At 76.5% G+C, this 14,105-nt stretch carries 10 protein-coding genes; 7 read left to right on the forward strand and 3 right to left on the reverse strand.

Annotated elements, in window-relative coordinates:
• Window positions 1-36: 36 nt before the first annotated feature.
• Window positions 37-684, forward strand: a complete 648-nt coding sequence (locus IQ279_RS00005; RefSeq protein WP_206346159.1) for an N-acetyltransferase — start codon at window positions 37-39, stop codon at window positions 682-684.
• 13 nt (window positions 685-697) lie between these two features.
• On the opposite strand, the gene IQ279_RS00010 is transcribed toward IQ279_RS00005, so the two are convergent.
• Both IQ279_RS00010 and IQ279_RS00015 read right to left on the reverse strand, forming a co-directional pair.
• A complete protein-coding gene (locus IQ279_RS00010; RefSeq protein WP_206346160.1) occupies window positions 698-1,534 on the reverse strand; it encodes an endonuclease/exonuclease/phosphatase family protein in 837 nt (278 codons plus the stop codon).
• Window positions 1,535-1,680: 146 nt separating this feature from the next.
• Window positions 1,681-2,463 carry an alpha/beta fold hydrolase gene (locus IQ279_RS00015; RefSeq protein WP_206346161.1) on the reverse strand — a complete coding sequence of 261 codons (783 nt, stop codon included), beginning with the start codon at window positions 2,461-2,463 and terminating at the stop codon, window positions 1,681-1,683.
• 195 nt (window positions 2,464-2,658) lie between these two features.
• Here IQ279_RS00015 and IQ279_RS00020 point away from each other — a divergent pair, with 195 nt between their 5' ends.
• From IQ279_RS00020 to IQ279_RS00045, 6 genes are all read left to right on the forward strand, one after another.
• Entirely contained in the window at window positions 2,659-5,568 is a 2,910-nt protein-coding gene (locus IQ279_RS00020; protein WP_206346162.1) for a helix-turn-helix transcriptional regulator, read from the forward strand.
• Window positions 5,569-5,729: 161 nt separating this feature from the next.
• The gene (locus tag IQ279_RS00025) at window positions 5,730-7,040 is read left to right on the forward strand and encodes a PucR family transcriptional regulator (protein WP_206346163.1); all 1,311 of its coding nucleotides are present in this window, start codon (window positions 5,730-5,732) and stop codon (window positions 7,038-7,040) included.
• Window positions 7,041-7,296: 256 nt separating this feature from the next.
• Window positions 7,297-8,559 carry an NAD(P)/FAD-dependent oxidoreductase gene (locus tag IQ279_RS00030; RefSeq protein WP_206346164.1) on the forward strand — a complete coding sequence of 421 codons (1,263 nt, stop codon included), beginning with the start codon at window positions 7,297-7,299 and terminating at the stop codon, window positions 8,557-8,559.
• 102 nt (window positions 8,560-8,661) lie between these two features.
• Window positions 8,662-9,192, forward strand: a complete 531-nt coding sequence (locus tag IQ279_RS00035; protein WP_206346165.1) for a GNAT family N-acetyltransferase — start codon at window positions 8,662-8,664, stop codon at window positions 9,190-9,192.
• Window positions 9,193-9,202: 10 nt separating this feature from the next.
• The gene (gene dnaG, locus IQ279_RS00040) at window positions 9,203-11,113 is read left to right on the forward strand and encodes a DNA primase (RefSeq protein ID WP_206346166.1); all 1,911 of its coding nucleotides are present in this window, start codon (window positions 9,203-9,205) and stop codon (window positions 11,111-11,113) included.
• Between the two features lie 303 nt (window positions 11,114-11,416).
• The gene (locus IQ279_RS00045) at window positions 11,417-12,574 is read left to right on the forward strand and encodes an RNA polymerase sigma factor (protein WP_206346619.1); all 1,158 of its coding nucleotides are present in this window, start codon (window positions 11,417-11,419) and stop codon (window positions 12,572-12,574) included.
• Window positions 12,575-12,633: 59 nt separating this feature from the next.
• On the opposite strand, the gene IQ279_RS00050 is transcribed toward IQ279_RS00045, so the two are convergent.
• Complete coding sequence (locus IQ279_RS00050; RefSeq protein ID WP_206346167.1) at window positions 12,634-14,103, reverse strand: FGGY family carbohydrate kinase; 1,470 nt, start codon at window positions 14,101-14,103, stop codon at window positions 12,634-12,636.
• Window positions 14,104-14,105 lie beyond the last annotated feature (2 nt).

Consider the following 14,105-nt stretch of genomic DNA (forward strand, 5'->3'; position numbering starts at 1 on the left):
GTGCCCTGAGCGCGGGCGGTCTCCAGCGGAACCGTCTTGACCGCGGGCCTGGTCCACGAGGCCGTCAGATACCAGCGTCCCGGCGGCAGCGTCGCGGTCAGCGCCGTCCTGGACGACGCCGGCGTTCCCGAGGCTGTGGCCGTCGGCGAGTGGGACGCGGCCGGCCGGGTGCTGCTGCTGTCCTACCTGACCGTACGGCCCCGGTCCCGCTCCGGCGGGCTCGGCGGCCTGCTGATGGGCGTGGTCGCGGGAGCCTGGCAGGAGCGCTTCCGGCCGCTGCTGACGCTCGCCGAGGTGGAGCATCCGCTGGCGCACAAGGCGGACGGCGAGCGCGGCGACCCGGCCGCCCGGCTGTGCTTCTACGCCCGGCACGGCGCCCGGGCCCTGGACATCCCCTACTTCCAGCCCGCGCTGCGCCCCGGCGCGGAGCGGGTCCACGGAATGCTGCTGCTGGTGCTCGCCCGGGCCTCCGGCACGGAAGGGGAGCGGCCGGACACGGTCGACCCCGGACCGGTCCGCTCCTTCCTGGAGGACTACCTGCTCTCGGGCGAGGAGCACCGGGCCGACGGTCCGGTGCTGCGGATGCGTGACGCCCTGGCCCGTCCCGGCGGTGTCCGGCTGCTGCCGCTGGACGACGTCCGCGCGCTGCCGCTGTCCGTCCCGGACGGGGCCGCCCGCCCGTAGGCGGGCGGGGCCTTCAGGAGGCCGGCCCCGGGGCCGGTTCCGGGGCCAGGTCCGCCACGACGGCGGCGTGGTCGGAGGGCCAGACGCCGCCGACCGGGCCGTCGCCCGCCCGCCGCACGTCCGTGACGCGGCCGATCCCGCCCGGGCCGGGCGGCCCGACGCGGATGTAGTCGACGCGTGCGCTGGGCCGGAAGGTGGCCGCGACATAGGGGTTGGCCGCGTCCCGGGTCGCGGCCGGGGCGGCCGGATCGGCGTACTCCCAGACGTCCGGCAGCACCTGGCCCTCGACGGCGGGGGCCGTGCGCGAGCCGCCCAGCAGCCGGATCTCGTCGGAGTCGGGCGTCGCGTTGAAGTCCCCGGTGACCACGGGCGGGAAGCCGCTCCCGCCGCGGTGCGCCGCGACGAACTCCGCCAGGGCGGCGACCTGCCGGCAGCGCAGTGCCGAGGCGTGGGCGGCGGAGGTCAGGTGGGTGGTGAAGAACGGCACCGGGCGGCCGGGCGCGTCCAGCAGCGCGTACAGCGCCACCCGCTCGTCGCCGCCCCCGGCCGGGGGCAGGGGGATCTCGGCCCGGTCCGCTATGGGCCAGCGGCTGAGCACGGCGTTGCCGACGCCGACCTCCGGGTCGTCCAGCCGCTCGCGCCACTGCCCGGGGACGTCCCAGGCCGCCCAGGTCCAGTGCATGCCCAGCTCGCGGGCGAGCCGTCCGGCCATGTTCTCCCCGCCCCGGGTCCACACCTCCTGCAGGCCGACCGCGTCGGGCCGCGTCTGGCGCAGTGTGGCCAGGATCGCCTCGTACCGCTCCCGCCACGGTCCGAACCGCCACCACACGTTCCACGTCATCACGCGCATCCGCCGACCGCTCCCTGCTGCCTCGCCCCGGTGGGCCATGGGTGTACCCCGTCCACCGCCCCGCTACCCGCCCGATGTGACGCGCGGCGGTACGCGGGGCGAACGGTTCGGGTACGGCCGCCCCGGCCGGTCCGCGTCGGCCGGTGTCAGTCGGCGGACTCCAGGAAGTCCGCTATGGCCTGGGCGAAGGACGGGTCGCGCACGGCCGTCAGATGGTCGCCGTGCAGGGTCCGGAGCCGGGCGCGGGGGAGCGCGTCGGCGAGCACCCCGGGGCGCGCGGCCAGCGGATCGTCCGCGCCCGCGAGCACCAGGGTCGGCACGGTGACGTCCGTCAGCGCGGTCGGGCCCTGGTGCATCGATCTGCCCTGCGCGGCCAGGGCGCGGCGGTCGGCGCCCACCTCGTCCGCCCAGATCCGCAGGCCCGCCATCCGCAGCGGCACGTCGGCCGGGTCGTCCGCCAGCAGCGCCGCCACCACCAGTTCGGGGGGCAGTTCGCGGGTGTCCACACCGCCCAGTTCGACCACCCCGGCCCCCACCCCGCCGACGACCAGCCGGGTGACGCGCTCGTCCCGGGCGGCGGCCAGCAGCGCGGTGACCGCGCCCATCGAGTAGCCCACCAGGTGCGCCCGCCCCTCGCCGAGGACGTCCAGCAGGTCCAGCAGATCGCGTGCCATGGCGCTCTCGCCGTAGTGGCGGGCGTCGTAGGGCTTGCCGGAGCGGCCGTGGCCGCGCGCGTCGATGCCGACCACCCGCCGCCCCCGCCGGGTCAGCACCTCGACGACGCCCGGCCGGACCCAGTTGGTGTGGGTGTCGGCGATGAAGCCGTGGTGCAGCACCACGACCGGCAGTCCGCCGTCCATGCCGGGCGCCGGGTCCCAGCGGTGGTAGCGGATGGTCACGCCGTCGAAGGAGGTGAACTCTCGTGTCATGGGCCGACCGTAGGACGGCCGGTCGCGGCCCGGCGGCCGCGGGGGGAGCCGTTGTGCGAGCGCACACGCCGCCCGGCCGGCCGCTGGGCGGTGGCCGCGACCTGGCCTTATTGTCATGGACACTATGCGGGCTCGGTGCTGTCGTGAAGGCAGACCCGGGCGACCTGGAAGTCCCTTCCGAGGAGGGATGCGCGGATGCACGGTGCGAACACCGCACGGAAGGCCGTTGCGGAACTGATCGGCGGCGCACGCGCGGGACGGGGCGGCACGCTGCTGGTGCGGGCCGAACCGGGGCTCGGCGCCGGCGCCCTGCTGGACCACGCCGCGGCCTCCTTCGAGAGGGCCGGCCCGGGCGGCACCGTGCTGCGCGCGAGGGGCGTGGCCGCCGAGACCGCCGTCCCCTACAGCGGACTCCACGCCCTGCTGCGGCCGGTGGCCGACCGGGCGGCACCGGACGACCTGCGCACCGCCGCCCTCGTCCGCGCCCTGGCGCTGGGCGCCGCGCCCGCCGACGAGGGGCCGGTGCTGGCCGGACTGCCGGCGCTGCTGCACGACCTGGCCGCCGGGGGGCCGCTGCTGCTGTGCGTCGACGGCGCGCACCACCTCGACGCGCCCAGCCGCCGCGTCCTGGGCTTCGCGGCCCGGCGGCTGGGCCCTCCGCTGCCCGTGGCGATGCTGGTGACGGCGGACTGCGACGGCGCCGAGGACCCGCTGCTGGCCGGGCTGCCCGTACTCGCGCTGGAGCCGCTGGACGCCGCGGCCGCCGGCGCGTTCCTGGACGAGCTGCTGTCCGCCGACACCGACCCGGCCGTACGCGAGGCGCTGCTGCACAGCGGCGGCGGCAACCCCGGCCTCCTCACCGATCTGGCCGCCTCCCTCACCCCCGCCCAGCTCGCCGGCGCCGAACCGCTGCCCCATCCGCTCCCCGCCACCGGGCCGCGGCTGCGCTCGGCCACCGCCGAACTGGCGGACCTGCCCGAACAGGCCCGCACCCTGCTGCTGCTGACCGCCGCCGCGTACGAGCTGGGTGGCACGGCGGACTGCTCCACCCTGGCGCGCGCCGCGGCACTGGCCGGACTCGGCCCGGACGGGGCGGACCCGGCCCGCAGCCGCGGTGCCCTGCGGCGCGAGGGCGACCGGCTGTGCTTCGCGAACTCGCTGCTGCGCCGCGCCGCCTACTGGGGCGAGCCGCCCGAGCGGCGGCGCACCGCCCACCGGCTGCTCGCCCGTGCCCTGGAGGGCGCCCGCGCGGGGGAGGGCACCCCCGCCGGGGGCGGCCGGGGCGGTGAGGCCGTGAACGCGGGAGCGCCGCACCGGCTGCTCGCCCTGCGCCACCGCGCCGCGGCCGCCCTGCCGCAGGAGGGCGCGGACCCGGAACTGGCCGACGCGCTGGCCGCCGTCGCCTCCGACACCACGGCCACCGACGAGCACACCCACGCCGAACTGGCCGACGCCCTGTGGCGTTCGGCCGAACTCACCGGAGCCGACGGCGGGTCCGGCGACGGGTTCGGCACGGCCCAGGACACCGGTGTGCGCGCGGCCCGGCTGACCGCCGCGGCCGAACACGCATGGTCGGCCGGACGCCCGTACCGGGCCCTGGCCCTGCTGGACCGGGCCCGCGCGCTGCCCGTGCACGACACCGTGCGCGGCCGGGCCGAACTCGTTCGCGGAGTACTGGAGCTGCGCAACGGTGTGGTCACCGACGCCCATGAGCTGCTGTCGTACGCCGCCCGGCTGCTGGGCCCCTACGACCCGCACACCGCCCGCCGGGCGCTGCTGCACGCGACCGAGGCGGCCTGGGCGATCGGAGACATCGCGGGTTTCCGCGCCGACCTCGCCCGTATCGCCGGGCTGAGGACGCCCGCCGGGGACCCGCTGCTCGACGACTACCGCGCGGGCCTGGACGCGGTGCTCCGCGGTGACATCGACCGCGGCGGCCCGCTGCTGCTGCGCGTCCTGGAGCACGCTGCCGGCGAGCGGCAGCCCTGGAGGCTGATACGGGCCGGGATCGTGGCCCTGGTCGTCGGTGACGTCGCGGCGGCCCACGACCTCAACACCCGGGCCCTGGCCGCCGCCCGGGCGTGCGGGCCGGCCGCCGTCGTACCCCAGGCGCTGGAGCACCTGGCCTACAGCGAGCTGCGGGCCGGGCGGCACAGCCGGGCCCGCGCCCACGCCGAGGACGGGCTGCGCCGCGCCCGCCGCAGCGGCCAGCGCAACTGCGCCGCCCACCACCACGCGGTGCTGGCGATGGCCGCGGCAGTGGAGGGGGACGCGGCCGCCTGCGCCGGGCACGCCCGCGCGGCGGGCGAGGACGCGGGCCCGCACGGCCTGGGCGTGGCCGCCACCCTGGCCCAGTGGGCGCTGGCCCGCTGCGACATGGGGCACGGCAGACCGCACGAGGCCGCGGCCCGGCTGGAGCCGCTGGTGGGCACCGGTCCGGGCGAACTGCCGGGGACCGGCGGCGGGCGCGGGCACTTCGCGCTCCAGGCGCTGGCCGCGCCGTGCCTGGTGGAGGCGTCCGCCCAGGCGGGCGACCGGCGCACCGCCCGCGCCGCGCTGACGCGCTTCGCCCAGTGGACCGCCGTCACCGCGGACCCGATGGCGCCCGTCCAGCTCGCCCGCTGCCGGGCCCTGCTCGCCGGGCCGGAGGAGGCGCCGGAGCTGTTCGCGAAGGCGCTGGAGGAGCACGCGCGGATCGACAGCGACTTCGAGTACGGCCGCACCCAGCTGCTGCACGGCAAGGCGCTGCGCCGCGGACGCCGTCCGGGCGCGGCCCGCGGGGTACTGCGCGACGCGCTCCTGGCCTTCGAACGGTGCGGCGCCCGCAGCTGGGCCGACCAGGCCCGCGCCGAGCTGCGGGCCACCGGCGAGACGGCGGGGCAGGGCGCGCCGCGGGTGCTGGGCGGACTGACCCCGCAGCAGCTGCGCATCGCGCGCTGCGTGGCCGAGGGGGCCACCAACCGGGAGGTCGCGCTGCGGCTGTCGGTCAGCCCCCGCACGGTCGACCACCACCTGCGCAACGTCTTCGCCGCACTGGGCATCCGCTCCCGGGTCGAGCTCACCAGGGTCCTGGCGGCGGCCGGCGAGAGCCGGCACGACGGCTGAGGGCGCGACCGGTGCGGCCGGGCGCCGGCCGCGTACGCCAGGACACCTGGGAGACTGAGCGGTCGCTAAGCGATTCCCGCACGCCTCTGGATATCCCGGTCCGGGCCTGCTGACAATGCTGCATCGAGCCGCTCCCGACACCCGCCAGGTGGAGGACCGAGATGCATCCCGTCGTACGCGCCCCCGTGAACGCCGAGGCCGTGGCCGTGCTGCACCGGGCCGCCCGGCCGCTGATGGACGAACTGCCCGGGCTCACCGACCGCGTGGTCGAGCTTCTGTGCAAGGAGGAGCCCGCCTACCGCGCCGCCTCCGTCGACCAGGACGAGCTGTGGCACGAGGTGTACCGCTCCCTGCGGCACAACGTGGGCTCCCTGCTGCGCCCCAAGGAACTGCGCGACGCCGCCCGCCGCTGCTCGTGGCGGATCGGCGCCGACCGCGCCGAGCAGGGGCTTCCGCTGGACGCCCTGATGCGGGCCTTCCGGCTCGGCGGCGCGGTGGTCTGGCAGTCCCTGGTGGACCGGGTCACCCGGCACGATCCCGACGGCGCGCGGCTGCTGGTCCACGTCGCGGCCGAGGTGTGGGACTTCGTCGACGAGCACTGCGCGGTGGTCGCCGAGGCGTACCGGCGGACCGAGCGCCGGCTGGCCTGGCGCCACGGCAACCGCCAGCGGCTGATGGCCGACGCCCTGCTGGAGGGCACCATGCGCGTCGCCGACCTCACGGAGACGTCCGAGGCGCTGGGACTGCCCGAACGGGGGCGGTACGCGGTGGTGGCCGTCGCGGGCCCCGGCCGGGAGGCTCACCGCCCCCTGATCCGCTCCCGCGTCCCCGAGGCCGTACCGATCCTGTGGCACCCCCGGTCCGACGCCGACCTGGGAATCGCCGTGATCGGCGGAGATCCGGCCGGTCACGGCGGCCCGGGCGAACCCGGTGATCCGGACGGCCACGGCGCCGCCGACGGCCTGCTGGCGGAGCTGGCCGGCGCCCTCCCCGCGCTGCCGGGGCTGCGCACCGGCGTCAGCTTCGCGGTCGATGGGCTGGCCCGGATCGGCGAAGCCCGCCGGCTCGCCGAGACCGCGCTGCGCTCGGCCGCCCCGGGCGGGACGCCGGTCCTGCTCCACGAGCATCTGCCCGCCGCTCTGCTGGTCTCCTCGCCCGGCCTGGCCGCGGCACTGGCCGAGCGGGTGCTGGGCCCGGTGCTGAGACTGGAGGGCGCCGACCGGGACCTGCTGCTGGACACCCTCACCGCCTGGATGGAGTGCGACGGCTCGGCCCGGCGGGCCGGCAGCAGGCTGTTCTGCCACCGCAACACCGTTCTCAACCGGCTGCGCCGCTTCGAGCAGCTCACCGGCAGATCCCTCGGCCGCCCCCACGAGGTGGCCGAGCTCTCCCTCGCCCTGACCGCCCGCCGGGTCCTCCAGGCCCCGGCGACGGAGCGGACCGCGTCCGGCCGGACCCGTCCCGCGGTCTGAGCGCGCGGAGGCGGGGAGGCGCGGAGGCGGGTGCGCGTACCAGATGGTTCCAGACAAACGAGGACGGTGCGCGCGAAGGGGGATAGAGCGGCCCGGAGGCTGGGGAGGATCTATGGGAGACGTCCGCGGAGCCGACCGCGGGCCCTCCCCGGACATCCCCCGCGCGCCCGGCCCGCCGCCCCTTCCGGCGGCGGGCCGGCGGGGCACACTCCCGGGGAATCCACCGCAGGGGGGCAGCGCAACGAGGAGGAAGCACGTGGTCGACGCACACCGCACGTTCGTCATCGTCGGCGGCGGCCTGGCCGGGGCGAAAGCGGCCGAGACCCTGCGGGCCGAGGGCTTCACCGGCCGCGTCATCCTGATCGGCGACGAACGCGACCACCCCTACGAGCGGCCTCCCCTCTCCAAGGGCTACCTCGGCGGCACCACCGAACGCGAGGGCGTCTTCGTCCACGAGCCCGCCTGGTACGCCGGGGCCGCCGTCGAACTCCACCTCGGGCAGCCCGCCGTCCGCCTCGACCGGGAGGCGAAGACGGTGGAGCTCGGCGACGGCACCCGGATCCACTACGACAAGCTGCTGCTGGCCACCGGAGCCGAGCCGCGCCGCCTGAACGTCCCCGGCACCGGGCTGGCCGGGGTGCACCATCTGCGCCGCCTGGCGCACGCCGACCGGCTGCGCGGCGCTCTGGCCGGGCTCGGCCGCGACAACGGACACCTGGTCGTCGCGGGCGCGGGCTGGATCGGCCTGGAGGTGGCTGCCGCCGCCCGCTCCTGGGGCGCCGAGGTCACCGTCATCGAGCCGAGCCCCACCCCGCTGCACTCCGTCCTCGGCCCCGAGCTGGGTTCCGTCCTGGCCGACCTGCACCGCGAGCACGGTGCGCGCCTGTACTTCGGCACCTCCCTCACCGAGGTCGTCGGCCAGGACAGCCAGGTCCTGGCCGTGCGTACGGGAGACGGCGAGGAGCACCCGGCGCACGCCGTGCTCGCCGCCATCGGCGCCGCCCCCCGGATCTCCCTGGCCCGCGCCGCCGGGCTGGAACTGGCCGGGGAGCCCGTGGGCGGCGTCGCGGTGGACGCCTCGCTGCGCACCAGCGACCCCGACATCCACGCGGCCGGCGACGTCGCCGCCCTCCACCACCCACTGTTCGGCACCCGGCTGCGCGTCGAGCACTGGGCCAACGCCCTGAACGGCGGACCGGCCGCCGCCCGGGCGATGCTCGGGCAGGAGGTCTCCTACGACCGGGTGCCCTACTTCTTCTCCGACCAGTACGACATGAGCATGGAGTACTCCGGCTGGGCGCCGCCCGGCTCGTACGACCAGGTGGTCGTCCGGGGCGACCTCGGCAAGCGCGAGTTCACCGCCTTCTGGCTGAGCGAGGGACGGGTGCTGGCCGGGCTGGGCGTGAACACCGAGGGCGCCACCGGGCCGGTCCAGCGGCTCGTGCGCTCCGGCCGGGAGACCGATCCGGAGAAGCTGGCCGACCCCTCGCTGCCGCTGGATGAGCTGGCCGGAAACTGACCCGCAGGACTCCTCCGACCCGGCCCCGACCCGGCCCCGACCCGGTCGGCGACCCGGTCCCGGCCCGTCCCCGCCCCGGCAGCGGAGCCGTAGCGTGGCGGCATGACCGTCCCCGCCGTCCGTACCGCGCTGGTGCCCGCCTCGGAGATCCTCGGCCTGCGGTGGGAGGTGCTGCGCCCGGGACTGCCGCGCGAGGCGGCGTTCTTCCCCGAGGGCGGAGACCCCGCCGCGTTCCACATCGCCTCCTACGAGGGGGACGCGCCGGAGGTCCTCGGATGCGGCACGTTCTTCCCCGAGGCGTTCCCCGGACCACTCCCCGGAGCCTCCCCGGGCCCGCCGGCGGACCTCGCCGCGACCGCCTACCGCTTCCGGGGCGTGGCCAGCGCCCCCGCCGCCCGCGGCCGGGGCCACGGCGCCGCCGTACTGCGCGCGGGCACCGCCGAGGCCGCCGCCCGCGGCGCCGCGCTGCTGTGGTGCAACGGCCGCACCACGGCCCGGGGCTTCTACGAGCGCCAGGGCTTTCGGACGCACGGAGAGGAGTTCGTCATCGAGGGCGTCGGCCCGCACCTCGTCTTCGTCCGGGAGGTCCGGCCCCGGACCCGCCCTGCCGGGGATGTCGCGGGGCGGCCGTAGACTTTCCGCCGTGGCGGGACGGATCAACGACGACGACGTGAAGGCGGTGCGGGACGCGGTCCCGATCGACGCCGTCGTCTCCGAGTACCTCCAGCTCCGCCCGGCCGGCGGCGGCAACCTCAAGGGCCTGTGCCCCTTCCACGACGAGAAGTCCCCCTCCTTCCACGTCAGCCCGAGCAAGGGCCTGTACCACTGCTTCGGCTGCCAGGCCGGCGGGGACACCCTCGACTTCGTGATGAAGGTGGACCACCTCTCCTTCTCCGAGGCCGTCGAGCGGCTGGCCTCCCAGGCCGGGGTCACCCTGCGCTACGAGGAGGGCGGCTACGCCCCCGGCCGCCAGCAGGGCGAGCGCATCCGGCTGGTCCAGGCGCACAAGGCCGCCGCCGCCTTCTACACCGAGCAGCTCGACTCGCCGGAGGCCGAGACCGGCCGCCGCTTCCTGGCCGAGCGGGGCTTCGGCCAGGAGGCCGCCGCGCACTTCGGCGTCGGCTACTCTCCGGCCGGCTGGGACCACCTGACCCGCTTCCTGCGCGGCAAGGGCTTCAGCGACAAGGAGCTGATCCTGGCCGGCCTGGCCCAGGAGAGCCGCAACGGCCGCCCCATCGACCGCTTCCGCGGCCGGCTGATGTGGCCCATCCGCGACATCACCGGCGAGGTCGTGGGCTTCGGCGCCCGCAAGCTGCGCGAGGACGACAACGGGCCGAAGTACCTCAACACCCCCGAGACGGCGATCTACCGCAAGTCCCAGGTGCTCTACGGCATCGACCTGGCCAAGCGCGAGATCGCGAAGACCGGCCGGGCCGTGGTCGTCGAGGGCTACACGGACGTGATGGCCTGCCACCTCGCCGGGGTCACCGGCGCCATCGCCACCTGCGGCACCGCCTTCGGCGGCGAGCACATCAAGATCCTGCGCCGTCTGCTGATGGACAACTCCCGCTCGGAGGTCGTCTTCACCTTCGACGGCGACGCGGCCGGGCAGAAGGCGGCCCTGCGCGCCTTCGAGGACGACCAGAAGTTCGCCGCCCGCACCTCCATCGCCATCACCCCGGGCGGCATGGACCCGTGCGAACTGCGGCTGGCCGAGGGCGACGAGGCGGTGGCGGCCCTGGTCCAGGGGCGCTCGCCGCTGTTCGAGTTCGCCATCCGCTCGGTCACCGGGCAGCACAACCTGGACACCGCCGAGGGCCGGGCCGCCGCCCTGGAGGAGGCCGCGCCGATCGTCGCGCGGATCAAGGACGGCTCGATCCAGCACCAGTACGCCGTACGCCTGGCCGGGCTGCTGGGCATCCTCGACACCGAGTTCGTGGTGCGGCGGGTGGGGCAGCTCGCCCGCTGGGAGCGCGAGCGGCGGTCCGGAGGCACGGGAGGCCCGCAGCAGCGCCGCCCCGCCGGGCCGCCCGCACCGCAGGTGCGGCCCGGCCCCGCGCCCGGCGGCCCCCGGCTGGACCTGCGCAGCCCCCAGCGGCTGGCCGAGCGTGAACTGCTCAAGCTGGCACTTCAGTTCCCGGCGCTGGTCTCCCCGCTCTTCGACGCCTACGGGGCCGACGAGTTCACCGCCGAGCCCTACGCCGAGGTACGCCGGGCCGTGGAGAAGGCCGGAGGAGTGGAGCGGGCCGACGGGGAGTACCTGGCCCGGGTGCGGGACGCCGCGCCGGACGACACCGTGCGGTCGATGATCACCGAGCTGAGCGTCGAGCCGCTGCGCACCCCGCGCGAGCCCGACGAGGCCTACGCCGGGGAGTTCCTGGTCAAGGTGCGCCTGGAGGCGGTCAACCGCCGGATCGCCGAACTGAGCAGCACCCTCGCGCGCATGGCGAACAGCGGGGACGAGGCCCAGACGGCCGTCGCCGAGCAGCTGTGGACGCTGGAGCGGTACGGCCGGTCGCTGCGCGACCGCGGCGCCGCCGCGCTCTGGTCGTAGCAGGCCGCTCAAGGCCCGCGCGGCCTGATCCCGTACCGGGGCCGGACCCCGCCCGCGCCGCCCTTCCGCCGCCGGCGGCCGTTCACCGGCCCGTTCTGCCACCTTCCGTACGCGTTCGGTCACCCGGGAGTCCAGAAACCGTGCGCACGCCCCTCGTGACGGGAGTGTGTCGTACCCCACACTGAGGGAGGTGCCTGAGCCCCCGGAGCGCGTACCCCCCTCGGCGCCGCTCGTCCGCCGCGGTGCGGACAGCGGTGCGGCCGCGCCCGTCCTCGTCTCGCGTGTCGCCCCGAACCGGCAGCGATCAACTTGGAGGCCGCCCTCGTGCAGACCCGGACCCTGGCCGGCGCGGCCCTCGCCGCCCCCGCCGTTCCCGTCGCCCCCGACTCCCCGAGCACTCCCGGCCCGGCCGTCGTACCGCCTGACGGCCCGCAGGCCCCCTCGCCCGGCCACCCGCGGGCCGTCCCCGGGCAGGAGGCGGAACCGAACGCCGGCCACCTCCAGGAGGAACCCCGCCTCGCCCCCCGGCCTGCCGGGCCCGACACGAGCGGCCCCTCCGCCGACCTCTTCCGCCAGTACCTGCGCGAGATCGGCCGCGTCCCCCTGCTGACGGCCGCAGAGGAGGTCGAACTCGCCCGGCGCGTCGAGGCGGGTCTGTTCGCCGAGGAGAAGCTCGCCCGCACCCCCGGCCTCGACGAGAGCCTCGCCCTCGACCTCGACCGTCTGGTGGTCATGGGCCGGGTGGCCAAGCGCCGCCTGATCGAGGCCAACCTCCGCCTGGTGGTCTCGGTGGCCAAGCGGTACGCCGGCCGCGGGCTGACCGTGCTCGACCTGGTCCAGGAGGGCAATCTGGGCCTCATCCGGGCCGTGGAGAAGTTCGACTACACCCGCGGCTACAAGTTCTCCACATACGCCACCTGGTGGATACGCCAGGCCATGTCCCGGGCGCTGGCCGACCAGGCCCGCACCATCAGGGTCCCGGTGCACGTCGTGGAGCTGATCAACCGGGTCGTCCGCGTCCAGCGCCGCCTCCTCCAGGAGCGCGGCCACGAGCCGACGCCCGAGGAGGTCGCCGCCCAGCTCGGCCTGACCGGGGAGCGGGTCGGCGAGGTGCTGCGGCTGGCCCGGGAGCCGGTGTCGCTGCACGCCCCGGTGGGGGAGGAGGACGACGTCAACCTGGGCGATCTCATCGAGGACGGCGACGCGCCCTCGCCCGTGGAGACCGCCGCCTTCCTGCTGCTGCGCCGGCACCTGGACGCGGTGCTGTCCACCCTCGGCGAGCGCGAGCGCAGGGTCGTCCAGCTGCGCTACGGGCTCGCCGACGGCCGGCCCCGCACGCTGGAGGAGATCGGCCGCCTCTTCGGCGTCACCCGTGAACGCATCCGCCAGATCGAGTCCAGGACGCTGGCCAGACTCCGTGACCACGCCTACGCGGACCAGCTGCGGGGCTATCTGGACTGAGCCCTGGCCGGCACCCGGCACCCGGCACCCGGCATCCGGCCGGGACCGCCGGCGCGGGCTCAGCCGAAGGCGCCCGGATGCGTCTGCTCCCGCACCGTCGCGTACTGCTGCCGCACCGCCTGGCCCACCGCCAGCTCCTCGCCCGGTTCCAGGACCCGGCCGGCGGGCGCGGGCCACATCGGTGGCTGCTGCGGCGAGAGCGTGCCCTGGGACACGCCCAGGGCCCAGGCGGCCTGGCGGGCCGCGCCCAGCGCCGTGTAGTCGGCGGGCTCGGGGACCACCACCTGAGCGCCCAGCAGGGCCGGAGCGACCGCCTGTACGGCCGGGAGGCCGGCCGCGGCCCCCAGCAGGAAGACCCGGCCGACCGATACGCCCCGGCCGCGCAGCACGTCGAGGGCGTCGGCGAGCCCGCACAGCATCCCCTCGAAGGCGGCGCGCGCCAGGTGCTCCGGCTTCATGCTCTCGCGCCGCAGCCCGGCCAGCGTGCCGGCGGTGTGCGGCAGGTCGGGGGTGCGCTCGCCCTCCAGATAGGGCAGCAGCACCAGCCCGTGGGAGCCGGGCGTGGAGGTCAGTGCCAGCTCCGACAGGCCCTCCAGTGAGGTGCCGAGCAGTCCGGCGGCGCCGCGCAGCGCCCGTACGGCGTTGAGCGTGTGCACCACCGGCAGGTGCATACCGGTGGCGTCGGCGAGCGAGGTGATCATGCCGGTCGGCTCGGCCAGCGCCTGGTGGTGCACGGAGAAGACCGAACCGGACGCCCCCAGCGAGACCACCGCGTCGCCCGGGCCGACGCCCAGGCCGAAGGCGGCGGCCATCGTCTCGCCCGTGCCGGCCGAGATCAGCAGACCCTCGGGGGTGTGGCCGGCGGGCTCGGCCGGACCCAGCACATCCGGCAGCCTCACCGGGTGACCGAGCGCCAGCTCGGCCAGGTCCGCCCGCCAGGACTCGGTGGCGGCCGACCAGTAGCCGGTCCCCGAGGCGTCACCGCGGTCGGTGGTGCGGCGCTGCGGACGGCCCAGCAGCTGCCACACCAGCCAGTCGTGCGGCTGGAGGACCTCGGTCACGCGCCGGGCCGCCTCCGGCTCGTGCCGGGCAAGCCAGCGCAGCTTCGCCACCGGCTGCGCCGCCTGCGGCACGGCGCCCACAGCCTGCGCCCACGCCTCGCGTCCGCCGAGCGCGTCGACGAGGTCGGCCGCGGCGGTCTGCGCGCGTCGGTCGTTGCCGACCAGCGCGGGCCGTACCGGGTCGCCGACCTCGTCGAGCGCGACCAGCCCGTTCTGCTGAGCCGAGACGCCGATGGCCTGGACGCCCTCCAGCACCCCGCCCGCCGCCGCGTCGCCGAGCGAGAGCAGCCACGCCTGCGGATCGGTCTCGGTGCGCCTGCCCGCGGCCGCCGCGGCCCCGTCCTCCCCGCCGCCTCCGGGCGCGGGATGCGGGGCGTATCCCTGTCTGACGACGGCACCGGTGTCGGTGTCGCAGACGACGATGCGGGTGTACTCGGACGAACTGTCCAGACCGGCGACTGTCCCCATGA

The organism is Streptomyces verrucosisporus, from assembly GCF_017114865.1.
GTDB lineage: Bacteria > Actinomycetota > Actinomycetes > Streptomycetales > Streptomycetaceae > Streptomyces > Streptomyces fenghuangensis.